This window comes from Actinomadura nitritigenes, from assembly GCF_017573545.1.
Lineage (GTDB): Bacteria > Actinomycetota > Actinomycetes > Streptosporangiales > Streptosporangiaceae > Spirillospora > Spirillospora nitritigenes.
In genome coordinates, this window is sequence record NZ_JAGEOK010000043.1 from 20,674 (window position 1) to 44,240 (window position 23,567).

The 23,567-nt window shown below is 74.0% G+C and carries 23 protein-coding genes; 8 read left to right on the forward strand and 15 right to left on the reverse strand.

Going from position 1 to position 23,567, the window contains the following annotated elements:
* The first annotated feature begins 242 nt into the window (after window positions 1–242).
* Complete coding sequence (locus J4557_RS42645) at window positions 243–1,748, forward strand: bifunctional phosphatase PAP2/diacylglycerol kinase family protein (RefSeq protein WP_307800525.1); 1,506 nt, start codon at window positions 243–245, stop codon at window positions 1,746–1,748.
* Window positions 1,749–1,847: 99 nt separating this feature from the next.
* Here J4557_RS42645 and J4557_RS51985 read toward each other — a convergent pair whose 3' ends face one another.
* Together J4557_RS51985 and J4557_RS42655 are read right to left on the reverse strand one after the other, a co-directional pair.
* Complete coding sequence (locus J4557_RS51985) at window positions 1,848–3,017, reverse strand: cytochrome P450 (RefSeq protein WP_208272535.1); 1,170 nt, start codon at window positions 3,015–3,017, stop codon at window positions 1,848–1,850.
* Window positions 3,014–3,457: a 2,4'-dihydroxyacetophenone dioxygenase family protein gene (locus J4557_RS42655; RefSeq protein WP_208272536.1), complete on the reverse strand. Its 444-nt coding sequence runs from the start codon at window positions 3,455–3,457 to the stop codon at window positions 3,014–3,016. The genes J4557_RS51985 and J4557_RS42655 overlap by 4 nt, the downstream gene beginning before the upstream one ends.
* 108 nt (window positions 3,458–3,565) lie before the next feature.
* On the opposite strand from J4557_RS42655, the gene J4557_RS42660 reads away from it, so the two are divergent.
* From J4557_RS42660 to J4557_RS42675, 4 genes are all read left to right on the forward strand, one after another.
* The gene (locus J4557_RS42660) at window positions 3,566–3,787 is read left to right on the forward strand and encodes a DUF6158 family protein (protein ID WP_190860390.1); all 222 of its coding nucleotides are present in this window, start codon (window positions 3,566–3,568) and stop codon (window positions 3,785–3,787) included.
* A 231-nt stretch (window positions 3,788–4,018) separates the two neighbouring features.
* The gene (locus J4557_RS42665) at window positions 4,019–4,891 is read left to right on the forward strand and encodes a VanW family protein (protein ID WP_208272537.1); all 873 of its coding nucleotides are present in this window, start codon (window positions 4,019–4,021) and stop codon (window positions 4,889–4,891) included.
* 43 nt (window positions 4,892–4,934) lie between these two features.
* The gene (locus J4557_RS42670; protein WP_208272538.1) at window positions 4,935–5,477 is read left to right on the forward strand and encodes a YceI family protein; all 543 of its coding nucleotides are present in this window, start codon (window positions 4,935–4,937) and stop codon (window positions 5,475–5,477) included.
* A gap of 93 nt (window positions 5,478–5,570) precedes the next feature.
* Entirely contained in the window at window positions 5,571–6,869 is a 1,299-nt protein-coding gene (locus J4557_RS42675) for a serine hydrolase domain-containing protein (RefSeq protein ID WP_208272539.1), read from the forward strand.
* Here J4557_RS42675 and J4557_RS42680 read toward each other — a convergent pair.
* Genes J4557_RS42680 through J4557_RS42705 form a run of 6 tightly spaced genes read right to left on the reverse strand, consistent with a single transcriptional unit; the run spans window position 6,850 to window position 11,969 of the window.
* Complete coding sequence (locus tag J4557_RS42680) at window positions 6,850–7,629, reverse strand: hypothetical protein (protein ID WP_208272540.1); 780 nt, start codon at window positions 7,627–7,629, stop codon at window positions 6,850–6,852. The two genes, J4557_RS42675 and J4557_RS42680, sit on opposite strands and share 20 nt — an antisense overlap.
* Entirely contained in the window at window positions 7,626–8,750 is a 1,125-nt protein-coding gene (locus tag J4557_RS42685; protein WP_208272541.1) for a glycosyltransferase family 4 protein, read from the reverse strand. Before J4557_RS42685 ends, J4557_RS42680 begins: the two co-directional genes overlap by 4 nt.
* Complete coding sequence (locus J4557_RS42690; RefSeq protein WP_208272542.1) at window positions 8,750–9,106, reverse strand: hypothetical protein; 357 nt, start codon at window positions 9,104–9,106, stop codon at window positions 8,750–8,752. The genes J4557_RS42685 and J4557_RS42690 overlap by 1 nt, the downstream gene beginning before the upstream one ends.
* Complete coding sequence (locus J4557_RS42695; protein ID WP_208272543.1) at window positions 9,103–9,831, reverse strand: hypothetical protein; 729 nt, start codon at window positions 9,829–9,831, stop codon at window positions 9,103–9,105. The genes J4557_RS42690 and J4557_RS42695 overlap by 4 nt, the downstream gene beginning before the upstream one ends.
* A 12-nt stretch (window positions 9,832–9,843) precedes the next feature.
* Window positions 9,844–11,007, reverse strand: a complete 1,164-nt coding sequence (locus J4557_RS42700; protein WP_208272544.1) for a glycosyltransferase family 4 protein — start codon at window positions 11,005–11,007, stop codon at window positions 9,844–9,846.
* Window positions 11,004–11,969 (reverse strand): NAD-dependent epimerase/dehydratase family protein, encoded by a 966-nt coding sequence (locus tag J4557_RS42705; protein ID WP_307800526.1) that lies wholly within the window; start codon window positions 11,967–11,969, stop codon window positions 11,004–11,006. The genes J4557_RS42700 and J4557_RS42705 overlap by 4 nt, the downstream gene beginning before the upstream one ends.
* Before the next feature lie 138 nt (window positions 11,970–12,107).
* On the opposite strand from J4557_RS42705, the gene J4557_RS42710 reads away from it, so the two are divergent.
* Window positions 12,108–12,740 carry an RNA polymerase sigma factor gene (locus J4557_RS42710; protein ID WP_208272545.1) on the forward strand — a complete coding sequence of 211 codons (633 nt, stop codon included), beginning with the start codon at window positions 12,108–12,110 and terminating at the stop codon, window positions 12,738–12,740.
* Window positions 12,737–13,705, forward strand: coding sequence for a CU044_5270 family protein (locus tag J4557_RS42715; protein WP_208272546.1), 969 nt, complete (start codon window positions 12,737–12,739; stop codon window positions 13,703–13,705). Before J4557_RS42710 ends, J4557_RS42715 begins: the two co-directional genes overlap by 4 nt.
* 43 nt (window positions 13,706–13,748) lie before the next feature.
* On the opposite strand, the gene J4557_RS42720 is transcribed toward J4557_RS42715, so the two are convergent.
* The 3 genes from J4557_RS42720 to J4557_RS42730 form a co-directional block, all read right to left on the reverse strand.
* Window positions 13,749–15,392 carry an ABC-F family ATP-binding cassette domain-containing protein gene (locus J4557_RS42720; RefSeq protein WP_208272547.1) on the reverse strand — a complete coding sequence of 548 codons (1,644 nt, stop codon included), beginning with the start codon at window positions 15,390–15,392 and terminating at the stop codon, window positions 13,749–13,751.
* Window positions 15,393–15,488: 96 nt separating this feature from the next.
* Window positions 15,489–15,914: a VOC family protein gene (locus tag J4557_RS42725; protein WP_208272574.1), complete on the reverse strand. Its 426-nt coding sequence runs from the start codon at window positions 15,912–15,914 to the stop codon at window positions 15,489–15,491.
* Window positions 15,915–15,982: 68 nt separating this feature from the next.
* Window positions 15,983–17,680, reverse strand: a complete 1,698-nt coding sequence (locus J4557_RS42730) for a proline--tRNA ligase (RefSeq protein WP_208272548.1) — start codon at window positions 17,678–17,680, stop codon at window positions 15,983–15,985.
* 58 nt (window positions 17,681–17,738) lie between these two features.
* On the opposite strand from J4557_RS42730, the gene proS reads away from it, so the two are divergent.
* Window positions 17,739–19,187, forward strand: a complete 1,449-nt coding sequence (gene proS / locus J4557_RS42735) for a proline--tRNA ligase (protein WP_307800527.1) — start codon at window positions 17,739–17,741, stop codon at window positions 19,185–19,187.
* Window positions 19,188–19,209: 22 nt separating this feature from the next.
* Here the strand turns inward: proS and J4557_RS42740 are convergent, their stop codons facing one another.
* From J4557_RS42740 to J4557_RS42765, 4 genes are all read right to left on the reverse strand, one after another.
* Window positions 19,210–19,716: a DUF6328 family protein gene (locus J4557_RS42740; protein WP_208272549.1), complete on the reverse strand. Its 507-nt coding sequence runs from the start codon at window positions 19,714–19,716 to the stop codon at window positions 19,210–19,212.
* Between the two features lie 139 nt (window positions 19,717–19,855).
* The gene (locus J4557_RS42745) at window positions 19,856–21,943 is read right to left on the reverse strand and encodes a SpoIIE family protein phosphatase (protein ID WP_307800528.1); all 2,088 of its coding nucleotides are present in this window, start codon (window positions 21,941–21,943) and stop codon (window positions 19,856–19,858) included.
* 130 nt (window positions 21,944–22,073) lie between these two features.
* The gene (locus tag J4557_RS42755) at window positions 22,074–22,976 is read right to left on the reverse strand and encodes an ANTAR domain-containing protein (RefSeq protein ID WP_307800529.1); all 903 of its coding nucleotides are present in this window, start codon (window positions 22,974–22,976) and stop codon (window positions 22,074–22,076) included.
* Between the two features lie 67 nt (window positions 22,977–23,043).
* The gene (locus J4557_RS42765; RefSeq protein ID WP_208272550.1) at window positions 23,044–23,466 is read right to left on the reverse strand and encodes a CBS domain-containing protein; all 423 of its coding nucleotides are present in this window, start codon (window positions 23,464–23,466) and stop codon (window positions 23,044–23,046) included.
* Between the last annotated feature and the right edge of the window lie 101 nt (window positions 23,467–23,567).

The following is a 23,567-nucleotide window of genomic DNA, read 5'->3' on the forward strand; positions in this document are numbered from 1 at the left end:
CGATGAACCGAGCCGTTGCGGGTGACTCATGCCGGGAAGCCTATTGCAGTCGATGATGTGTCGGTGACGTTCACCCGCATGTGACCCCCGAACTGAGATCATTACGGAATCTTGTCGTCGCCCCTGGGGATACCCCGGGGATGCGGTCCAACCATTCTCGATCACTGCCCGTGCTGAACTCACCCGGGTCCCCCCCTTCTGCTCGAACCCGTGCCCGCTCCCGTTCGCGCGCCCCCTACCGGGTGCTGCTGAGCCGGCTGGGGCGCGCCGACCGGTGGGCGTTCGACCGGGTCGCCGCGGCCCGCCTGCCCGGCCTGGAGTACGTCCTGCCCCGGCTGTCGAGGACCGCCGACCACGGCGTGCTGTGGTTCACCACGGCGGCGGCGCTCGGGCTCACCCGGCGGCCGCGGCTGCGGCGCGGCGCGCTGCGCGGATCGATCGCGATCGCGGTGGCGAGCCCGATGGTCAACATCTTGGGCAAGCAGGCGTTCCGCCGGGCGCGCCCGGTCGTGGACCTGGTGCCGCCGATCCGGATCCGGTGGAAGCTGCCGACCTCGCACGCCTTCCCGTCCGGGCACTCGGCGTCCGCCGCCGCGTTCGCGGCCGGGGTGGCGCTGGAGGCCCCGGCCGCGGTCGCGGCGCCGGTCGCGGCGACCGCCGCCGCCGTCGCGTTCGCCCGCGTCTACACGGGTGCGCACTACCCCGGCGACGTGCTCGCGGGCGTCGGCATCGGCGCGCTGGCCGGGCTCGGCACGCGGCTGGTGTGGCCGGCGCGGCCTCCGGTGGCCCGCCTGACCCGGGCCGAGGGCGAGGACGCCCACGTCACCGATGACGGGCGCGGCGTCGTCGTGGTCGTCAACCCCGGCTCCGGCGGCGGCGAGGCCACCCGCGGCATCCTGCCGAGCAGCGCCGAGATGGCGTCCGGCCTGCTGGAGCGCGAGCTCCCGGCGGCGGAGATCGTCATGCTGGAGCCCGACCAGGATTTCGAGAAGATGTGCGCGGAGGCCGCCGTGCGGGCGGACGTGCTCGCGGTCGTCGGCGGCGACGGCACCGTCAACGCGGCCGCGCGCGCCGCGCTGGACCACGACGTCCCGCTGCTGGTCGTGCCCGGCGGGACGTTCGACCACTTCGCCCGCGCGCTCGGCGTCGAGTCGCCCGCGCAGGCGATCGCCGCGTACCGGGCCGGGCGGCTCAGCCGCGTGGACGTCGCCTACGCCGCGCCCGCCGGGACCGGATCCGCGGAAGGCGGCGAGCGGCTGTTCCTGAACACGGCGAGCTTCGGCGCCTACACCGAGCTGGTCGACCGGCGCGAGCGGCTGGAGAAGCGGCTCGGCAAGTGGCCCGCGCTGGCGATCGCCGCCGTCCGGACGCTGCGGCACTCCGAGCCGGTCGAGGCCGTCGTCGACGGGCACCGGCGGCACGTCTGGCTGGCGTTCGTCGGCAACGGCGTGTTCGGCTCGCACGGCGCCGCGCCCACGTGGCGGGAGCGCCTCGACGACGGGCGCCTCGACATCCGGATGGTCTCCGCCGGGCGGCGGATGCCCCGCGTCCGGGCGGTCGCCGCGGTCCTCGCCGGGCACCTGCACGTCGTGCCCGGCTTCCGGGCGTGGCGCGCCGGCGGGCTGGAGGTGCTCACGGACGGTGACGAACTTCGGTTCGCGCGGGACGGCGAGGTGACGCCGATGCCCCCGGCGATCCGGTTCGGCAAGCACGCGAAGGCGCTCGCGGTCTTCCGTCCGGAAGCCTGACCGGTGCCGGGAGTTCGGTGAAGGTTCAGGCGGCCGTAACCGCGGCCGGGCTCCCGGCGGCCGGCCGCGAGGGGCGGGCCCGGCCGCGGGAGCCGGTCCTCAGGCGAACGCGAGGGGGAGGGCGCGGAGCCCGACGACCACCGGTGAGCCGTTGTAGACCGGTTCGCCGGTGGCCGTGACGGTCCCGTACCGCGACCGGAGCTCTTCGAGGACGAGCCGCATCTCCATCCGGGCGAGCGCAGCGCCGAGGCAGAAGTGCGGGCCGTATCCGAACGCCAGTCCCGGCACAGTGGGCCGCCTGCTGACATCGAAACGGTCGGCATCGGGCCCGAATGCCTCCGGATCGCGGTTCGCCGACCCGTACAGAAGCATGATGTGGTCGCCGGCCTCCAGCTTCGTCCCCGCCAGGACGGCCGGGCGTGTCGCGGTCCGGAGGAAGTAGACGACCGGGGACGTCCAGCGCAGGATCTCCTCGATCGCCGCCGGCATCGCCTCCGGCCGCTTCATCGCCTCCCACTGGCCGGGGTTCTCCGCGAACGCCAGCAGCCCGCCCGAGATCGCGTGCCGGGTCGTCTCGTTCCCGGCGACGAGCAGCTGGATCAGGAACATCACCATCTCGATGTCGGTGAGCCGGTCACCGTCCACCTCGGCCTGCGCGAGCTGCGAGATCACGTCGTCGCGCGGCGCGGCCCGCCGCTCGTTCGAGACCTCGACCAGGTAGAGGCCGGCCTCTGTCCGCAGCGCGGCCCGCTCCTCGTCCGGCAGCTCCGGCGCCGCCCCCGGGATGATCGACTCCGACCAGCGGAAGAACCGCGGCCAGTCGTCCTCCGGGATGCCGAGCAGCAGGCAGATCACCTGCAGCGGCAGCGGGACGGCCAGTTCCGCGACGACGTCGAAGGGGCGGCCCGCCTCGACCGGCTCCAGCAGCGCACGGATCCGCTCCCGGACGGCGCCCTCCAGCCGGCGCATCGCCGAGGGCCGGAACGCGGGCGCGACCAGCCCCCGATACCGGCCGTGCTCGGGCGGGTCCGTATGCATGATCGTCGGCGGCGTGTCGAACGGGACGCCGATCTCGTCGATCAGGATCCCGTCGCCCGACCGGTACGCCGCCGGGTCGCTCGCCACCGCGTGCACCGCCGCGTGCGACCCCGCCACCCACAGCGGCAGCGACGGATGCCGGACGAGCCCGCCCTCCGCCCGTACGGCCTCGTACAGCCCGTACGGATGCCCGTGCGCGTAGAACCCGTCCGGAAAGCCGTCCGGGATCACGAGAGGATGCCCTGCGGTCTCGCTATCCCGGCGTCGTCGCACATGGCGTAGTAGGCGTTGAGCGTCGACTCGCCGTCGGTGACGCCGGTGATGTCGCCGTCGGCGTCGTACTCGATGAAGGCGCCTTCGAGGATGAAGAGGATGTCGCTGTCCTCCTCGATGGTGAGCGTGTGGACGGAGCCGGGCGGCTCGTAGATGAACGTCCCGGCGTGGTAGTCGATGCCGTACTCCTTGTAGCGCCACCGTCCGGAGAACGTGTACGCGTGGACGCCGCCGGTGTGCTTGTGGGTGGGCAACTGGAACCCCGCCTCGAAGCGGTTGCGCACCACCCAGGTGTCGGGGGAGACCCTCAGGACCTGGAGGCCGACCGGGCCGATCGTGACCCAGGGGATGTCGTCGGAGTGGACGTGGCCGACCAGGGGACCGCTCGTCTCAGTCATAAAGCAAACGCTAGGTAGGTCATCCCGGGCGCGCAAGACCCGCGGTTCATGGTCGTCCGACCGGGTAGGAGGACGGTCGCCCGCGAACCGCTGGAGGAGGTACCGCACATGGCGATGGGAGTCAGCCCCGCCGATCTCACCGACGACGACCTGCTCCGTGAGCTGGGGCATCTGTACGAGACCCGGATGGACGCGCTCCGGCACGCCGCCGACCAGGCCTACGGCGAGCACACCCAGCGGATGGCCCAGCTGGAGGCCGAGTACCTGCGAAGGCGCCCGGGCCGCGAGATCGACCCGCAACGCCTGCGCGAGGGCGCCCGCGCCCGCTGACGGGGCGCTCCCCACAGACGCCGTCGCCCGGCCGGTTCCGCGCCACCGGCCGGGCGTTCGGCATGCCCGGCGCACCGCGCCCGGCTCCCGCGCAGCGCGCAGCGTCGACTTCGGGGCTCGTGTTCGTGTTGTTCCGGCAAAGGCGGGGGTGTCGGCCGGGAGAGGGGAGGAGGGTGCGGTGCCAGGATCCTGACGGGCGAGAACGCCCGGGATCCTCGGGGGGTGTGATCGTTGGGACGGACCCGGCGGGGGCGGTACGGACGGGCGTCGGGGAACGAGCCGGGCCTCGGGGAGTGCGTGCGGCGCTGGTGGCCGTTCGCGATCGGCGCCCTGGCCGCCACGGGGCTGCTGCTCGGCGTGTACCTGTGGGCTCCGCGCAAGTCGGGCGCGTCGGTCGCCGAGGGGGCGGTGCCCCGCGACTCCGCGCGGCCCGACGCGGCCTCACCGTCCGGGACGCCGATGGCGTCCTACACGACGCGGTTCCAGCCGGGGCAGCCGCGCGTCCGCAACATCGAGCTGGCCGCGCGGTTGCTGGACGGGAAGGTGGTGCGGCCGGGCGCGACGTTCTCCTTCAACCGGGTCGTCGGGCCGCGGACGCGGGGCCGCGGGTACGTCCCGGCGCCCGCGATCATGGGGTCGCGGCTGGTGAAGGATGTGGGCGGCGGCATCTGCCAGGTGTCCACGACGCTGTTCAACGCGGTGTTCCGTGCGGGCCTGGACATCCGGAAGGCGCGCGCGCACACCATGTGGATGCCGGAGTACCCGGAGGGGCGCGAGGCGGCGGTGGCCTATCCGAACCTCGACTTCACCTGGAGGAACGACACGGACGCGCCGGTGCGCATCCAGGTCGGCTACACGGGCGACTCGCTGACGGTGAGCCTGTGGGGCCACCGCCGGTACGAGGTCCGGTCGCGGACGTCGAAGCGGTACGGGTTCTCGCCGTACGTGACGGGGGTGGGGCGCGGGCACCGGTGCGTCCCGATGGCCGGCCGGAAGGGCTTCGCCATCGACGTGTGGCGGACGCTGCTCTCCGCCGGCCGCGAGGTCCGCCGGGAGAAGTTCCACACCGAGTACCGTCCGCAGCCCGAGGTGACCTGCCTGTAGCCCCCGGCGGGGGCCGCGCGGGTCCGCGTGGCAGTGTGAGGGCATGACCGTTCGAGAGGGAACCTACGAGCTGGGCCCCGGTGACGGGCGGCTGCTGCTCCGGACGAGCCGCAGCGGCCTCGGCCGGCGCGCCGGCCACGACCTGACCATCGAGGCGACCGGATGGACGGCGGAGGCGGTGGTCCGCGAGCCGCTGGAGGAGTCGTCCGGGAGGGTCGTCGTCGTGGTGGACGGCCTGGAGGTCCGGGAGGGCACGGGCGGCGTGAAGCCGCTGTCGGAGAAGGACCGCCGGGACATCGCGGACAACCTTCGCAAGGTTCTGGAGGCTCGCCGCCACCCGGAGATCACCTTCACCGCGACGGCGGTCCGCACCGAGGCCGGGGAGGTCGAGGGCGACCTGACCATCATGGGCCGGACGAAGCCCGTCCGGGTCCGCGCCGAGCTCGACGGGGACCGGCTGCGCGGCGGGGCGACGGTGCAGCAGACCCGCTGGGGGATCAAGCCGTTCTCGGCGTTCTTCGGCGCGCTCCGCCTCGCCGACGAGGTCGAGGTCGAGTTCGACCTCCGCCTCCCGGTCAACAACTGATCAACACCGCCGCCGACCGGTCTCGGGGGAGATCGGCCCGCATTAGTGTCCTAAGCCGCAGATTTCAGGCAGCGGAGCTCCATGGGGGCAGGTATGGCGGCGGTAACCAGGCGGGACTTCGGCAAGGCGGCCGGGCTGGCCGGTCTCGGCGCGGCGGCCCCTGCGCTGCTGGCGGGCTGCTCGTCCGGCGAATCGGCGCGCTCCGCGCAGGCCGCCGCCGCCGCACAGGCCGCGGCGACGCGGTCGTGGCGCGTGACCGGGACGGCGCTCGCCGGGCTCGGGAGCTTCGACGCCACGATGAAGAGCTTCATGCAGGCCCGCAACATCCCCTCGGGGCAGCTCGCGGTCGTCCGCAAGGGCAAGCTGGTGCTGTCGCGCGGATACACGTGGAGCTCCAGCACCGCCTTCACCACGCAGCCGACGTCGCCGTTCCGCCTCGCGAGCCTGAGCAAGCCGGTGACCGCGACGGCGGTGCTGCGGCTCGTCCAGGACGGGAAGCTGAAGCTCACCGACCGCGCCGCGACGCTGCTCGGACTGTCGACCGCCGCCGACCCGCGGCTGAAGGACGTCACCGTCCTGCGGCTGCTGCAGCACCTCGGCGGCTGGGACCGCGACATCTCGCCCGACCCGATGTTCCGGGACGCGGTGATCGCCAAGGCGCTCGGCATCCCGCTGCCGGTGAAGCAGGCGAACATCATGAAGTACACGTCGGCGCACAAGCTCGACCATGCGCCGGGCACGAAGTACGCCTACTCCAACTACGGATTCATGCTGCTCGGCCGCATCATCGAGCGGGTCACCGGGCAGAGCTACGCGTCCTACGTGCAGAAGGCCGTGCTGACGCCGCGCGCCATCAAGCGGATGAAGCTCGGCCACACCCTCAGCAAGGCGAGCGGCGAGGTCCACTACTACTCCGGCTACACGGGCCCGACCGTGTTCGACAACACCGGCACGAAGGTCGCGTACCCGTACGGCGCGTTCAACCTGGAGAACATGGACGCGCACGGCGGCTGGCTCGGCACCGCGATGGACCTGACCCGGTTCGCCGGCATCTACGACGGCGGCACGAGCGTGCTGACCGCCGCGTCGATCAAGCGGGCGTTCGCGAAGCCGGAGACGGGGATCAACAGCAGCGGCTGGTACTACGGCTGCGGCTGGATGGTCCGGCCCGTCACCGGCGGCACCGGCATGAACACCTGGCACGACGGCAGCCTCGCCGGGACGAGCACGCTGCTCGTCCGCCGCAACGACGGGCTCGCCTGGGCCGCGCTGTTCGACCAGCGGCAGGAGGGCAGCGCGCCGAGCTACAGCGACATCGACCCGGCGCTGCACAAGGCCGCGAACGCGGTGAAGACCTGGCCCACGGGCGACCTCACCTCGAAGTACTTCTGACGCGGGCGGCGCGCGCGAACTGGTCGTCGAGGGTGCGCGGGAACGGCAGCATCCGGTGCCGGTCCCGCCAGGGCGCGTACTGCCGGACGGCGTTGAACCCGGCGGCGGTGACGATCCGCTCGACGCCGGGGCCGGGCGGCCCCGCGGGGTAGGCGTCCAGGTGGACGACCCCCGAGGGCAGGCCGTCCGGGCGGTGCGGCGAGACGAGCGTCAGGGGAGGGTCCTCGCCCTCCATGGCCGCCATGTCCCGCGCGTAGGCGAGGAGTTCGAGCGTCTCGGCGTCCGGGCCGCTGTGGACGACCAGCCAGCCGCGGACGTCGAGCGGCTCGGACGGCGGATCGGTCAACGCGAGCGGCATCACCTCGGCGGACACCGCGCGGAGGTGGGCCTCGTGGGCGGGGCCGACGGGTTCGAGGAGGAACGTCCGGTCGAAGCGGGGCGGGTCGCCGGGGAGGAGCGGCAGGTACGCGTCCCAGCGCAGCAGCCGCGCCAGGTGCGTCACCCGGATCCCGGACGGTGGCCGGGTGAGCTCGCCCCTGAGGCCGGCCGGGAAGGCGTCGACGACCAGCTCGTCCGGTGCGAGCGCGGCCAGGCCCGTGGACGCGGGCCGCACCGTCCAGCCGGACGAGACGCGCGGGTCGGCGGCGAACGGCGAGTCCGAGAGGACCACGACCTCGTCGTCCACCGCCAGCGTGTGCAGGAACGCGCGGAGCCGGGTGAGGTGCCCGAGCCCGCCGCCGGCCGCGTAGCAGGCGATCAACGCGCCTCGCCGAGGACCGCGAGGTACCCGGCGGTCTCGGCGGCGGGGGTGAAGTCGCGGGCGATCCGCTCGGCGCCCGCCGCGCCGAGCGCCGCCAGCTCCTCGTCGCTCGCGCGGGCCGCGCGGTCGATCGCGGCGCGGCACGCGTGCGCGTCGCCGGCCGGGAACGCGAAGCCGATCGCGTCGTCCGCCACGTCCGCGAGGCCGCCCGCGTCCGAGCAGATCAGCGGGACCCCGAGCGCCGCCGCCTCCAGCGCCACGTTCGGCATCCCGTCGTAGAACGACGGGAGCGCCGCGAGGTCGCAGCCCGCGTAGACGGCGGGCAGGTCGTAGCGTTCGAGGAACGGCAGGAACGAGTGCGGCACCTCGTCCTTGCGCTCGGCCAGCCAGGCCGTCACGGTCTCCTCGACCTCGCCGACGAGGACCAGGTGGAACCGGTCGGCATGGCCGGACGCGACCAGCGCGTCCAGGAAGAACCCGACGCCCTTCTTGTTCTTCAGCTGCCCGATGATCCCGATGGTGCGGCGCCCCGGCTCGACGTTCTCCGCCCGCCAGGCGCGCCCGCGCTCCCGCTCCGACGGCAGGACGCGCCACTGCGCGGTGTCGACGCTGTTCGCCACGAACGTCACGGCCGCGTCCGGGGCCAGCGCCGTCACCAGCGGCCTGTGGTCGCGCGCCACCACGCAGACCCGCGCGGAGGCGCGCAGCGCGTCCGCCAGGACGCCGCGCCGCCGCATCGAGAACACGCCGACGTCGATGTCGTTGCCGCGCAGCAGCGTGATCAGCGGCGCGTCCACCAGCCGGGCGAGGACGGGCGCGGCGAGCATCGAGTACGTGCCGCCGAACGCGACGACGTGCGTGTACGCGCCCGTGAGCCGCTCGGCGGTCAGCGTCGTCCACAGCCGGCGCAGCGCGTGCTCGGGGTCGTCGCCGAGCGGGGCGGTCAGCAGCCGGCCGCCGTGCTCGCGCGTCACCGCCCAGGGCCGCTCTCGCCGCGTCAGGTGCGCGACGTCCACCTCGACGCCGGCGCCGCGCAGCCCCCGGACGATCCGGTCGCACGAGTTGGCCATCCCGCCCTGACTCGGCGGATAGTGCTCTGTCACCCAGAGGACATGCGTCATCAGCTGTCCACGAACCCGCCGTCGCCGTCGTCCGGCCCGAAGTCGCCTTCCCCGTACGAGTAGCCGTCGCCGGGGTTGAACGCGCCGCGGTCATAGGAGTCGAACGACGAGTACCACTGGTCGTCGTAGTACGTCTGCGAGCTGCTCTCGTAGTACCTGCGCCGGTACCCGCTGGCATAGGACGGGTCGTACGGGTCCGGCGGGCCGCCCGCCTGCGCGGCGCAGGCCGGGCAGTACCCGCCCTGCACGGCGTGCTCGGCGCAGACCGCGCGCCCGCATCCCGGGCACGCCGCCACGGCGGGCCGCCCGCAGCGTCCGAGCAGGAAGAACCCGGTGGTCACGGTGCAGGGCGTCACCGCGTGCTCCTTCCGGCCGCGCCGGTCGGCGTCCAGCGGAACGGCTCCGTCGACACGTGCAGGATCCGCTCGCGCAGCTCGTCGTCCTTCAGCGGCCCGAGCAGCTTGGCGTTCGCGCGGATCACGAACCGGTTGCCGTCCTTCACCCGCACCTGGATCCACCTCGGCGGCGGCGTGCCGGGCGGCCGCGGGGCCGCGCCCTTCCCCAGCCGGCGCGTCACGCTGACCATCTGCACCGTCTTCGTCTTGTGCTTGTACTTGATCTTGCCGCGCGGGTTCCGCTTCCTGTACTTGCGGTGCCGGACGCGGTCGGTCACGGCCAGCTCCACGACGCTGCCGTCCCGCAGCTCGGCGCGCATCCGCAGCCACGGGTCGAGGACGAACCACTCCTTCATCGACATGATCGGCCTGGACACCTGCACCGGCCGCTCGGGGCCGCGCTTCTCGGGGACGTCCGCGCCCCGCGTGTCCAGCGCCACCGACAGCATGCCCTCGGGGGGCATGTCCGCCGCGAGGACGCGCAGCATCGGCACCAGCACCCCGGACGTCCGGGGGGTGATCCGCCACCTGCGCCGCTTCACCGCCGCCTCATGGCCGGCGAGGCTCCGGATCACCGGTTCCCACTGGTCGCGCGGCAGCGACACCGAGAACCACTTCTCCTCCACCAGCGTCCGGTGCAGCGGGTGGAACCCCTCGATGGCCGCGCGTTGCTTGCGCCAGAACATGACGACACCCACCTATCGGTCTGACGGCGCGATCGTACGGTAGACCTCGGCCAGCCGGGCGCGTGACCGCGTCCAGGTCAGGCCGCCGGCGACGCGCGCGCGGGCCCGTGCGCCCATCGCGGCGGCCTCGCCGGGGTACTCCAGCAGGATCCGGACGGCCCGCGCCAGCTCCGCCGGACGGTCCGCCGGGACGAGCCGCCCGTGCTCCCCGTCCGCCATGAGCTCGCGGACCGCCGGCAGGTCCGAGGCGACGACCGGCACGCCCGCCGCCATCGACTCGATCACCTTCAGCGGCGCGCAGCCCTGGTCGAGGTTGCGGGCGCAGCCGGTCAGCGGCGCCACCGACACCTCGGCGTGCGCCAGCCACGCGGCGACCTCGGGGTGCGGCAGCGCGAACCGCCAGTCCAGGCGGTCGGCGACGCCGAGCCGCTCCGCCAGCCGCCGCACCGGCTTCGCGCGCCGCTCCGGGACGGACGAGCAGATCACCAGCCGCAGGTCCGCGAGGTCGCCCAGCCGCGCGAACGCCCGGAGCAGCACGTCGATGCCCTGCCACGGCTGGAGCGCCCCGACGTAGACGATGTACCGGCCGGGCGCGCCGGCGGGCCGCGCCGTCTCGCCGGGGAGGTCCGCGCCGTTCGGGACGAGATGGACCTTCTCCTCCGCCGCCCCGAGCCTCCGGACGGCCTCGCCGATCACCCGCGACGGCACGACGACCGCGTCGCAGCGGTCCAGGCAGAACCGCTCCAGCTCGCGGATCTTGGCGAGCGTCGCGGGCGACGCCCATGGCCAGGTGTGGCCCATCTCGATGGACGGCAGCCCGTTCACCTCGAACAGGACCCGGTACCGCCGGCCGTCGGCGGTCAGCGCGGGCAGCGCGCTCCACGGGTCCCTGACATGGACGACCTCCAGCGACCCCGCGTGCTCCCTCAGCAGGGCCGCCGCCCACGCCGAGTACGCCTCCGCCCGGTCGATCAGGTTCGGGACCTGCTCCTCGAACCTGACGATCTCCCGCGCGCCCTCCCGCTGGCAGCCGGGCAGCCCGCCGCCGCCGAGCACGCCCAGCAGACCGCCGCCGAACCGCTCGAAGAGCTCGTCGGCCATCTGCGCGATGTGCACCGCCGACCCCTTGCCCGACGGGAAGCGGTCGAACGCGAGATACGCCGCCCGGTGCCTCATCCGACGGCCACCTCCCGCACCCGCAGCGACCGGTGCCAGGCGATCTGGTCCGCCAGGCCGTCCGCGAGCGAGGTGGTGGCCGACCAGCCCAGCAGCCGCGCGGCCAGCCCGCAGTCCGCCCAGGTCAGCGCCGCGTCACCGGCCACCGGCGCCTCCCGGCGGATCTCGGGCCGCACGCCGAGCACCCCGGTCAGCAGCGCGATCGCCGCCCGCACCGCCACCGGCTCGGGATGGCCGACGTTGAGGGCGACGCCCGGCGGCAGGTCCTCGGCGGCCGCCGCCAGCGTCGCCGCCACCACGTCCCGCACGTGCGTGAACGACCGCGACGTCCGCCCGTCCCCGAAGACCGGCAGCGGGCGCCCGTCCAGCGCCGCCTCCACGAAGCGGTGGAACGCCATGTCGGGCCGCTGCCGGGGGCCGTAGACCGAGAAGTACCGGAGCACCACGGTGCGCAGGCCGTTCTCCGCGGCGAGGCCCGCGAGCCGCTCGACCTCCACCTTGCTGGCCGCGTAGGGGCTCGCCGGGGCGAGCGGATCGTCCTCCCGGTTCGGCCGGTGCCCCGCCGACCCGTACACCGACGAGCTCGACGCGACCACCACCCGCGGGCGCAGCCGCGCCGGACGGCGCGCGCACGCCTCCAGCAGCCGCGCCGTCGCCAGCACGTTGTCGCGCTCCGCCGCCGCGCGCCCGCCGCCCCACGAGCTGCGCACGCCCGGCCGCCCCGCGAGATGGACCACGACGTCGGCGGCGGCGACCGCGTCGAGGTCGTCCACCGCCAGGTCCCGCTCCAGCGCCGTGACGCCCGGCAGCGCCCCCACCTCGGCCCACGCGCGCCGCGCCGGCTCCGGCGCCGGCGACCGCCCGGGCGCGTCGACGGCGAGGACCTCGTGCCCCGCGCCCGACAAGGCGCCGGCCACATGGCCCCCGATGAATCCCGCCGCTCCCGTCACCACCACCCGCACGCGGGCACCCTATCCATCCCGCCGCGTTCTTGGACAGATCCACAGGAGTCGCTGACCAGCGAAGATCGAACAGGGTGTAGGCGAAACGGCCCTGCCGGACATCTCCGAGCGACACCGACCCGAGAGAAGGGAGCCGGCGTGCCGGATCCAGACGGGGGATTCACCCGGTTGTGGGACGCGCACTACGACGATGTGCTCAGGTACGCGGCACGTCGGATCGACCACGAGACGGCCAGGGACATCGCCGCCGAGACGTTCCTGGTCGCCTGGCGGCGGCGCGGCGACATCCCGCCCGACCGCCCGTTCCCGTGGCTGCTCAACGTCGCCCGCAACGTCCTCGCCAACGAGATGCGGGGCCGCCGCCGGCGCCTCCGGCTGTGGGACCGGCTGCGCGGTGACGGCCCGCGCGCCCCCGCCGCCGACATGGCGTCCGGTCTGGCCGAAGGCGGCCGCATAGCGGCCGCGCTCGGCCGCCTGTCCGCCCGCGACCGCGAGGTCCTCCGGCTCGTCGGCTGGGACGGCCTCGACGCGCGGGACGCGGCGACCGCCGCGGGCTGCTCGGTCAAGACGTTCTCCGTGCGCCTGCACCGCGCCCGGCGCCGCCTGACCGCCGCCCTCGCCGACATCGACGCCCGCACCGAGACCGACGCCCGCACCGAGACCGACGCCCGCCCCGAGGCCGACGCCCGCCCCCAGACCGACGCCCGCCCCCAGACCGACACGGGCCGACCCGCACCCGCCGCCCCGCTGCAAAGGAGCCCCCAGGTATGAACGACCTCCGCGAAGTCCGCCGCGTCATGGCCCCGGCCGACCCCTGCCCGCCCGGCGCGTTCGACGGCGCCGCCCGCGACCCGGCCGGCCGCGCCGCCTACGAGCGGATCACGGCGTCCGCGGCGCGCCGCACCGGCCCGTCCCGCCGGACGGTGTTCCGCCTCGCCGCCGCGGGCGGCGTCGCCGGGGCGCTCATCGCCGGCGCCGTCGTCGCCACGAGCGACGGCGGGCCGCACCACCCGGCGCCCGCGGCGGCGACGCAGACGGAGACGGGGCAGGTGCTGAACGTCGCCGCGACGTTCGCGCTGAAGCAGCCGTACACCGCGCCGCGTCCCGGCCAGTGGGTCTACACCGAGACCCGCTACCGGCGCAGCGGCGTCCCCGGCCGCGGCCAGGCCGTCGCGCCCGGCTCGCCGCTGAAGACGCAGGTCGACCGGATATGGATCCGGGCCGACGGGAAGCGCATGGCGACATACGACAACGGCAGGCTCGTCACCTCCGCCACGGGCGGCGCGATGCCGCCGATCGACCACGCCACCGCCGCCAAGCTGCCGGCGGACCCGGACCGGATGCTGGCCTGGGCCCGCAACGGGGGCGCGCCGGGCGGCCGTGACCAGGGCGCGTTCCAGCTGCTCGGGTCGCTGCTGCTGAACAACGGCGCGCTGCCGCCCGCGCAGACCGCCGCCGCCTACCGCGCGATGGCGAAGATCCCCGGCGTCACCGTGGACCGCGCCGCCGAGGACGGCGCCGGGCACAAGGCGGTGTCGGTCTCGTTCCTCATCGAGGGCTGGGCGAAGGACGAGATCCTCCTGGACCCGTCCACCTACGCCTACCGGGGCCACCGCACCACCGTCGCCCAGGACCACACCCTGCCGGACGGCGGGCGCTTCCTGAAGGGCGCCGTCGAGAGCTACTCCGTCCGCCTTGCCGCGGGCGTCGTGGACCGTCCCGGCCAGCGTCCCTGACCCTCCAACGGCGAGGCGAGGGCCGCCCGGTCAGCGCGCCCGGTCAGCGCGGTCGGGCGACCCTCGCCTCGTCCCAGACCGGCTCCGGGGCCTCGTAGACCGAACCGTCCGCCCCGAACACCAGGAAACGGTCGAAGGAACGGGCGAACCAGCGGTCGTGCGTCACCGCGAGGACGGTCCCCTCGTACGACTCCAGGCCCTCCTGGAGCGCCTCGGCGCTGGCCAGGTCGAGGTTGTCGGTCGGCTCGTCCAGCAGCAGCAGCGTCGCGCCGCCCAGCTCCAGCAGCAGGATCTGCAACCGCGCCTGCTGCCCGCCCGACAGCGTCTCGAACGGCTGCTCGGCGCAGAACTGCAGCTCGTAGCGCGCCAGAGCGTTCATCGCGTCGTTGCGCAGCCGGGCGTGCTCGGTCATGACGATCTCGCACGGCGTGCGGCCCGCCAGGTCGGGACGCGCGTGCGTCTGCGCGAACAACCCCGGCACCACCCGCGCCCCGAGGCGGGCGACCCCGGTGTGCGCCACCGGACGCACCGGCACCGCGCCCCGCGGCAGCACCTCCGCCACCGCGGCGAGCAGGCGCAGGAAATGCGACTTCCCCGACCCGTTCGAGCCGAGCACCGCGACCCGCTCGCCGAACCAGACCTCCGCGCCGAACGGCCGCATCAGCCCGGTCAGCTCCAGGTCCTCGCAGATCACCGCCCGCTTCCCGGTACGGCCGCCGCGCAGCCGCATCTTCAGGCTCTGGTCGCGCGGCGGCGTCTCCGGCGGACCCGCCTCCTCGAACTTGCGCAGCCGGGTCTGCGCCGCCCGGTACCGCGACGCGAAGCCGTCGTTGACCGTGGCCTTGGTCTTCAGGGTGTTGACGAGCTCCTTGAGCTTCGCGTGCTCCTCGTCCCACCGCCGCCGCAGCTCCTCCAGCCGCTCGTTCCGGTCCCGGCGGGCCGCCGCGTACGTCGAGAACCGGCCGCCGTGGATCCACACCCGGCCCGCCTCGACGGTCACGATCCGGTCGGCGCAGCGGTCGAGCAGCTCGCGGTCGTGCGAGACCACCAGCACGGTCTTGGCCGTCTCCCGGAGCCGCTCCTCGAGCCACTGCTTGCCCGGCACGTCCAGGTAGTTGTCCGGCTCGTCCAGCAGCAGCACCTCGTCGGGGCCCCGCAGCAGCGCCTCCAGCGCGAGCCGCTTCTGCTCGCCGCCCGACAGCGTCCGCGTCTCCCGCCACCGGCACGCGTCATAGGGGACGCCGAGGGCCGCCACGCAGCAGGCGTCCCACAGCACCTCGATCTCGTAGCCGCCCGCGTCGCCCCAGCCGGCCAGCGCGTTCGCGTACCTCAGCTGGGTCGGCTCGTCGTCGCGCTCCATCATCGCCAGCTCGGCGGCCTCCACCGCCGCGGCCGCCTCGCGGACCCGCGGCGGCGCCACCGACAGCAGCAGGTCGTGCACGGACGACTCGTCCCGCACGTTGCCGATGAACTGCCGCATCACGCCGAGCCCGCCGCTGTGCGCGACCGTCCCGTCCTGCGGCGCCAGGTCCCCGGCGACCAGCCGGAGCAGCGTCGTCTTCCCGGCCCCGTTCGGCCCGACGAGCGCCGCCGTCACCCCGTCGCCGACCCGGAACGACACGTCGTCCAGCAGCAGCCGTCCGTCGGGCAGCGTATGGCTGACATGCCCGACCTCCACGTGACCCACGGTGACCCCTCGTCCTTGAGAACCCCCGCCGAGTCTCCGGAAGGGGCCGCGACCCCGTCAAACCGTTTTCCGGCACCGCCGGCCGGTGCCGGTGCCCTAGCGAAGCTCCTCGGCCAGGGCGACGATGACGCCCTCGGGGCCACGGAGGTAGCAGAGGCGATAGACGTCCTCGTACTGCGCCACCTCGTGCACGAGCTCGGCGCCGTGGCCGCGCAGCCGGGCGATGACGTCGTCGATGTCCTCGACGGCGAACATGATGCTGCGGAGTCCCAGGGTGTTCGGCGGCGCCACCGCCGGCTCGGCGCTGAACGCGGCCGGCGCGTCGAACTTCGTCAGCTCGATCCTGCCGTGCCCGTCCGGGGTCCGCATCATGGCGATCCGGATGCGGACGCCGTCGATCCCGTTGAGCCGGTCCACCGACGGCCCCTCGATCGGCGCCTCGCCCTCCACCTCCATGCCGAGCTCGACGAAGAACGCCTTCGCGGCCTCCAGGTCGTCGACGACGATGCTCACATGGTCCATCCGCTTGATCGTCATGCCCCGAGCATAGGGAGGGGGCGTCCGGTCACGCGGGTGAACGGCGCCCCGCGTCAGGCGGACTCCAGGAGCGCCCGGACGTGAGCCGCGACCGTGTCCAGCGGGACCTTCTCCGTGTCACCGGTGGCGCGGACGGTCACCTCCGCCGTCCCCTCGGCGAGCCCGCGGCGGCCGACCGTGATCCGGTACGGGATGCCGGTCAGCTCCACGTCGCGGAACTTCACGCCCGCCCGCTCGGCCCGGTCGTCGATCACGACGTCGGTGCCGGCGTCCCGGAGGGCGGTGTAGATCCCCTCGGCCGCCGCCGCCACGTCCGCGTCGTCCGACTGCGCGATCACCACGGCGACCTGGAACGGCGCCACCGCGACCGGCCACACGATCCCGCGCTCGTCGTGATGGGTCTCCACGATCGCCGCCATGGCCCGCTCGACGCCGATGCCGTAGCTGCCCATCACGACCGGCACCCGCTTGCCGTCCGGATCGAGGACCTCGACGCCGAGGGCGCGGGCGTACCGGTCGCCGAGCTTGAAGATGTGCCCGATCTCGATCGCCCGGACGATCTCCAGCGGCTCCCCGCAGCGCGGGCACGGCTCGCCGGCGGTGACCTCCCGCAGGTCCGCCCAGGACCCGACGGCGACGTCCCGGGCGACGTCGACGCCGCGCAGGTGCACGTCGTCGATGTTCGCGCCGGTGAACATGTCGCGCCGGCCGCGCAGCGCCTCGTCCGCGATCACCGGGAGCGCGACGCCGACGGCGCCGAGGCTGCCGGGGAGCGCGCCGAGCGCCGACCGGATCTCCTCCGGTTCCGCCGGGCGGATCTCCGCGGCGCCGGTCGCGTCCACGAGCTTCTGCTCGTTGAGCGCGTGGTCGCCGCGCAGGAGGACGAGGGTGAGCGTGCCGTCCAGGATGTAGACGAGCGTCTTGATCTGCCGGTCGCCGGGCGCGCCGTAGGCGGTCAGATCGTCGATGGTGCGGACGCCGGGCGTGTCGAAACGCTCCGGGGCGAGCGGCCCGGGGTCGTCGGACGCGACGGGCAGCGCCGAGGTGGCGCGCTCGATGTTCGCCGCGTACCCGCAGGCGGGGGAGTGGGCGACCAGGTCCTCGCCGACGTCGGCGGGGCACATGAACTCGGTCGAGCCGGTCCCGCCCATGGTCCCGCTGGACGCCTCGCACGCCAGCGCCGGCAGGTCCAGCCGCGCGAAGATCCGCGTGTAGGCGCCGTGGTAGGCGTCGAACGAGACGTCCAGCCCGGCGCGGTCCGCGTCGAAGCTGTAGGCGTCCTTCATGGTGAACTCGCGCGTCCGCATGAGGCCGCCCTTGGGGCGCGGCTCGTCCCGGAACTTGGTCTGGAACTGGTACCACTGCTGCGGCAGCTGCTTGTAGGAGTTCAGCTCGCGCGCGACCGTCGCGAAGATCTCCTCGTGGGTCATGCCGAGCACGTGGTCGGCGCCGCGCCGGTCCTGGAGGCGGAACATCTCCTGCCCCATCAGCTCCCACCGGCCCGACCGCCGCCACGGCTCCGCCGGGTGCAGCGCGGGCAGCAGCATCTCCTGCGCGCCGATCGCGTCCATCTCCTGCCGGACGATCTCAATGATCTTCGCGCGGACGCGCACGGCGAGCGGCAGCAGGCTGTAGTGCCCGGCCGTGAGCTGCCGGACGTAGCCCGCGCGCAGCAGCAGCCGGTGGCTCGGGGCGTCCGCCTCGGCGGGGTCGTCGCGGAGCGTCGGCGCGAACATCTGGGACCAGCGCATCTCGCGAGGGTAGCGAAGCGGCCCGAGCCCCCGCCGCCGGTCAGTACCCTTGTTCGCTGTGAGTCGAGAAGGTGTGACGCCGCAGAGCGAGGATTTCTCCGCCTGGTACAACGAGCTGGTCGTGCAGGCCCAGCTCGTCGACCGCGGTCCGGTTCGCGGCACGATGGTCATCCGCCCGTACGGTTACCGGGTGTGGGAGCTGCTCCAGGCGGACCTGGACCGGCGCATCAAGGACGCGGGGCACGACAACGCGTGCTTCCCGATGCTGATCCCGGAGTCCTACTTCAAGCGCGAGGCCGAGCACGTCGAGGGCTTCTCCCCGGAGCTCGCCGTCGTGACGCACGCCGGCGGCAAGGACCTGGAGGAGCCGCTGGTCATGCGGCCGACCTCCGAGACGGTCATCGGCGAGTACATGGCCAAGTGGATCGACTCGCACCGCGACCTGCCGCTGCTGCTGAACCAGTGGGCGAACGTGGTCCGCTGGGAGATGCGCCCGCGGATGTTCCTGCGCACCACCGAGTTCCTCTGGCAGGAGGGGCACACCGCGCACATCGACGAGAGCGACGCGATGCGCGAGACGATGTGGGCGCTGGACGCCTACGCGAGCGTGGCGCGCGAGCTCGCGGCGATGCCGGTGATCGCCGGTGAGAAGACGCCCGGCGAGCGGTTCGCCGGCGCCGTCCGCACGTACACCATCGAGGGCATGATGCGGGACGGCCGCGCCCTGCAGGCCGGCACGTCGCACTACCTCGGCACGAACTTCGCCAAGGCCTTCGAGATCCAGTACCAGGACGAGGCGGGCAAGCTGACGCTGGCGCACACCACGTCCTGGGGCATGAGCACCCGCATGATCGGCGGCATGATCATGACGCACGGGGACGACAAGGGCCTCGTGCTGCCGCCGCGCCTCGCCCCCTACCAGGTCGTGATCGTCCCGATCGGCCGCAAGGAGCAGGGCGAGCAGGCCGCCGCGGAGGCGCGCCGGCTCGGCGCCGCGATCAAGTCGATGGGCATCCGCGTGCACGTCGACGACAACCGGCCGCAGCTGTCGCCCGGGTTCAAGTTCAACGAGTGGGAGATGCGCGGCGTCCCGATCCGCATCGAGCTCGGCAAGCGCGACATCGAGGGCGGCGTCGCGACCGTCGTCCGGCGGCTCCCGACCGTCGAGGGGCAGGGCAAGGAGCAGATCCCGCTGGAGAAGGTGCCCGAGGTGCTGCCCGGGATGCTCGCCGAGTTCCAGTCGTTCCTGCTGGCCCGGGCCGAGGCGTTCCGCGAGGAGCACACCGCCGCCGTGGACTCCTGGGACGCGTTCACCGCGCAGGTCGCCGGCGGCTGGGCCCGCGCGTTCCACTGCGGCGCCACCGCCTGCGAGGACGAGATCAAGGCCGAGACCGCCGCGACCCCGCGGGTCATCCCGGCCGAGGCGCCGGAGGAGACCGGCGTGTGCGTCAAGTGCGGGCAGCCGTCCGCCTACGGCAAGCGCGTGATCTTCGGCAAGGCGTACTGAGCCGGCGGCGGGCGCCGCGCGGTCAGGAGCTCTCCCTCCGCTCCGCGCGGCCCTCCGCCGACAGCCGGGTCAGGTACGGCTGGACGAACCACGCCCACCCGCACAGCGCCAGGACGGCCACCGCCGCACCGATCGCCGCCGCCTCCGCCGCGAGCGTCTGCACGATCAGCGTGGTGGACGCGGTGATCGAGACCGCCAGCGCGAACGCGCCGATGATGCCGAACCGGTTCGCCCGCTGGATCAGCAGCGCCTTCTTGTTGAGCTGGAACAGGATCCGGTGCTGGAACACCGGCGCGATGAAGCAGATCGAGGCGAGCGCCGCACCGAACAGCGCCACGTAGAACAGCGCCCTCCCGGTGTCGTCGACCTGCGCGAATCCTTTGGAGAACGGGACGGTCAGCAGGAACGCGAACAGCACCTGCACGCCCGTGGTGGCCACCCGGAAGCCTTGGAGCAGCTCCATCAGCTGCCGGTCGAGCCGCTCGTGCTCGGTCTCGTTGCGCGGCTTGGACGAGGGGTCGACGCTCATGAGATCCCTTTACCCGGCAAAACGCCCGTCAGTGCCGGGTCTGCGCCACAGCCGGGCGCCGGTACCCCGTGCGAACGCCGGGCCCTCTCGCGGGCGTCGAGCCTCCATCGGGCGCCGGGCCCTCGCGGGTTCCGGGGCGTCAGTCGAGCGTCGGGGGCTCCCTGCGGAGCGCCACCATCGACACGTCGTCGCGCAGGTCGCCGTCGCAGAACTCCAGCAGCGCCTGCTCCACCGCGCCGAGCATCTCCTCCGGGGTGCCGCCCGCCTGGCCCGCCAGCGCCTCCAGCAGCCGCTCCTGGCCGAACTCCTGGCGCGCGTGGTCGCACGCCTCCAGCACCCCGTCCGAGTGCAGGATCAGCGTGTCGCCGACACCGAGGTCGATGGTGTCCGAGCCGGCCTCGAAGTCCTCGAACAGGCCGAGCGGCACGCCGCCCCGGGACGCCGACCTGATCACCCCGTCCGCGCGGACCACGATCGCCGGCGGGTGGCCGGCGGTGCCCAGCGACACCGTGAACCGCTCCGCCGTGATCTCCAGCCCCGCCATGATCGCGGTGACGAACCGGTCCTCGTCCAGCAGCGCCTCGTTCGCGATGCCGAGGATGTCGCCCGGAGTCGACCTCCACCGCGCCCCGAGCCGCATGCAGTGCCGCGCCGTCGCGGTCACGGCCGCCGCGTCCTCGCCCTTGCCGCACACGTCGCCGAGGACGAGCCCCCAGCCGTCCCCGACGCGGAACACGTCGTAGAAGTCGCCGCCGACGTCCGCGCCGTGCGTCGCCGTCAGGTAGCGCGCCGCGACCGTCGCCCCCGGGATGGCGGGCAGCGCCCGCGGCAGCAGGCTCGCCTGGAGCGAGTCGGCGACCTCCGCGCGGCGGCGGTAGAGCCGCGCCGCCCGGATCACCAGCGCCAGGTAGCGGCCGAGCCGCTGCACGACCCCGAGGTCCATCAGGTCGAACGGCCCGTACTCGCCGCCGGACGCGAGCGTGATCGCGCCGAGGCACCGGTCGCCGTCCTCCACCGGCACGCTCAGCAGCGACGTCGCGCCGATCTTCGCGCAGATCGGGACGCCGTCGGAGGCCTTGCCCAGCTCGTCCAGGCTCTCCAGATGCGGGCGCAGGGCGCTCTGCCGGGTGACGAACACGTCGTGCGGGAGCGTTCCGGCGGCCGGGTGCAGCTCCTGGAGCGTCCGCGCCGCCTCGACGGAGTACTCGTCGTCCGGCCCCATCACGACCTGCCGGTGCAGGACGGGCGCCGATCCCGGCGCGGCGCCGCCGCCCTGCCCGGACGCGCCGCCGTTCGGGCCGGTCAGGTCGATGAACGCCCAGTCGGCCAGCTCGGCGGCCAGCAGCCGGGCGCACCGCCGGACCGCGACCGTCTCGTTGAAGACCGGCTCGTCCAGGAGCAGCTCGCTCGCGGTGGCCAGCACGTCCATCCGGTGCACGATCGTGGCCACGGCCTCGTCGTCGATGCGGGTCTGCGGCTGCGGCGCCCGCGCCTGCGGCGGCGACGCCGGCTCCGGCACCTGCGGCGCTCCCGCGCCCGCGTCCGGCCGTCGCGCGGACCGCTTCCCGCCGTCCCGCTTCGCCGGTGCGCCGCGTTCCGCCGTGCCGGCGGCGGCCGCGGCCGCGGTCCCGTCGGCGGTGCCCGGGGCGTCCGCCGAGGGGCGCGCGGCGCCCGCCGCGACGACCACCATCGGGTCCGGCTCCCCGCGGATCCATACCCGGGCCAGCGTGATGATCGCGTCGACCGGACGCTCCCGGCCGAGGAACCGCACCGGCACCCGCCGCCGCCGTCCCGTCCGCACCACCGCGGCCAGCTGCGAGCGGACCGCGGCGCGGGTCGCCAGGTCGCAGAACGCGGTGAACTGCTTGCCGGAGACGTAACCGGACGAGGTGCCCAGCAGCTCCGCGGCCTGGCGGTTCACCCGCCGGACGCTCGTGTTGCGGTCGAGCAGGAACAGCGGCACGGGCGCGTCCTGGAAGACCGTCCGCAGCACCCGCCGCTCGTTCTCGGCCGCGTTCGACCCGCCCTGCTCGGTGCCCTGGTCGGCGCCCAGGGTGCGCAGCGCCGTGACCGCCAGATCGAGCTCCACGAGCGCCGCGTCGAGGGTGGCCCGCAGGTCCGCCTCGGGCATGCCGGCGGCCTGGCGCAGCTCGCCGATGCGTCCCTCGAGATCCGAGATCTCCCGTACCAGGGACTCGGGTTCGAGCTGATCGGGCTGATCGTGCAACGGGTCTCCCTCTGTGCCCCGAGGCAAGGTCGAAAAGGGTCGGTTTCGCGGCTCCGCTCATCCGGACCGCAGTCTCGGCGACTGCATCTCGCAGCCTATGCCGGTCACCTCCGTGCTCCTAGCGCGGGACCTAACGGAGCCCCTGGTCACCGACGATCCGCTGGGCCAGTGCGGTCAGTTTCACATGCCGCGTCTGGGAGATGCGGCGCATCTCCGCGAAAGCCTCGTCGGCGTCGCAGCCGAGCGCGTGCATCAGGATGCCCTTCGCCTGGTCGACGACGGCCCGCGCCTCCACCGCCTCCTGCAGCTGCGCGGCGGTCCGGTGCACGTCGTCGTACTGCTGCGCGTTCGACATCGTCGCGCTGCCCTGCGCCAGCAGCAGCGAGACGAGCGCGAGCCGGTCGGGGCCGAGCGACTTCGGCGTGACCCCGTACAGCGTCAGCGTGACCAGCACCGGCGGGTTCAGGTGCGGGGACGTGGTGAAGCACCGCACCCCGCGGCGCAGCATGTCCGACACGGCCTCCGGCCAGCGGGTCTCGACCAGGATGTCGTCGCAGCTCAGCGTGCGGCGGTCCAGGACGACGTCGAAGATGGGGCCGCGTCCCCGCGACAGCTGCCGGTCGGTGATCTCGGCGAGGTCGGGGTGGCTGGCGGCCACGGCCAGCGGCTCGGGCCGCTCCGCGTCCGGAGAGGGCAGCTCGTCCGGCGCGACGTCCCCGGCCATGTCCGCGAGGTCGGGGTCGGCCGTGCCCCCTCCCGGGGCGTGCTGCTGCCTCGGGACGCGCGGGACGTCCGGAGGCCGCGGCACCGGATCCGGCGACGCCCCGAGCGCGGCGACCGCGACGGGGTCGCCGAGGGACGCCGGCGGGATCGCCCAGCGGACGCACGCGGCGCCCGCGCACCCGTGCACGGCGCGCGACGCCAGCTCGGCGACCCGGTGCAGGGTGCCGACGTCGGAGGACTCGCCGACCATCCCCAGCCGGGCGATCTCCACGGCGAGCTGGTCGGTGAGCACCGTTTCGGTTGGAGCCACGCTTATGACGTTATCCTGCGCCACGTCATGCCGGGGATGGCCGCCCGTTCTCCGCGGCCGGGGCCGGTCAGTTGTTCGGCGGGGCCTTGCTGATCTCGGGGAGCGGGCCCCGCTGCCCGTCCGCCACCGCGAGATCGCCGATGGACACGATGCCGACGGGCCGCCGGCCGCCGTCCACCACCGGCAGCCTCCGGACGCTCCGCTCGATCATCAGCCGCGCCGCCGTCTCGGTGTCGTCCTCGGGGTGCACGGTGCACAGCTCGGCGGTGCACACCTCGCCGAGCGGCGTCAGCGACGTGTCGCGGCTCTCCGCGACGGCCCGCACGACGATGTCCCGGTCGGTGACCATCCCGCACAGCTGCCCGGCGTAGGTGACCAGGACGTCGCCGATGCCCTCGTCCCGCATCACCCGGGCCGCCTCGTACAGCGTCGCGTCCAGCGGCAGCGCCTGTGGAGCCGGGGTCATGACGTCGCTGACCCGTCGTGGCATCGCGCGCACATCCTCTCGAGTGACCGGCGGCTCGCGTGGCCCGTGTGCGCGCCTTACCCACCGTTGGCGTACCTATGCGGACGGTCTTGGTGAACTGGTGG

Excerpts from the sequence above, each read along its gene's own strand:
- J4557_RS42695 (WP_208272543.1), bottom strand. The coding sequence starts at position 9,831 with ATGTTCTGGCGCAAGCAACGCGCGGCCATCGAGGGGTTCCACCCGCTG.
- J4557_RS42675 (WP_208272539.1), top strand. The coding sequence starts at position 5,571 with ATGGCGGCGGTAACCAGGCGGGACTTCGGCAAGGCGGCCGGGCTGGCC.
- J4557_RS42655 (WP_208272536.1), bottom strand. The coding sequence starts at position 3,457 with ATGACTGAGACGAGCGGTCCCCTGGTCGGCCACGTCCACTCCGACGAC.
- J4557_RS42730 (WP_208272548.1), bottom strand. The coding sequence starts at position 17,680 with ATGCGCTGGTCCCAGATGTTCGCGCCGACGCTCCGCGACGACCCCGCC.
- J4557_RS42715 (WP_208272546.1), top strand. The coding sequence starts at position 12,737 with ATGAACGACCTCCGCGAAGTCCGCCGCGTCATGGCCCCGGCCGACCCC.
- J4557_RS42725 (WP_208272574.1), bottom strand. The coding sequence starts at position 15,914 with ATGGACCATGTGAGCATCGTCGTCGACGACCTGGAGGCCGCGAAGGCG.
- J4557_RS42660 (WP_190860390.1), top strand. The coding sequence starts at position 3,566 with ATGGCGATGGGAGTCAGCCCCGCCGATCTCACCGACGACGACCTGCTC.
- J4557_RS42685 (WP_208272541.1), bottom strand. The coding sequence starts at position 8,750 with ATGACGCATGTCCTCTGGGTGACAGAGCACTATCCGCCGAGTCAGGGC.
- J4557_RS42765 (WP_208272550.1), bottom strand. The coding sequence starts at position 23,466 with ATGCCACGACGGGTCAGCGACGTCATGACCCCGGCTCCACAGGCGCTG.
- J4557_RS42670 (WP_208272538.1), top strand. The coding sequence starts at position 4,935 with ATGACCGTTCGAGAGGGAACCTACGAGCTGGGCCCCGGTGACGGGCGG.
- J4557_RS42700 (WP_208272544.1), bottom strand. The coding sequence starts at position 11,007 with ATGAGGCACCGGGCGGCGTATCTCGCGTTCGACCGCTTCCCGTCGGGC.
- J4557_RS42740 (WP_208272549.1), bottom strand. The coding sequence starts at position 19,716 with ATGAGCGTCGACCCCTCGTCCAAGCCGCGCAACGAGACCGAGCACGAG.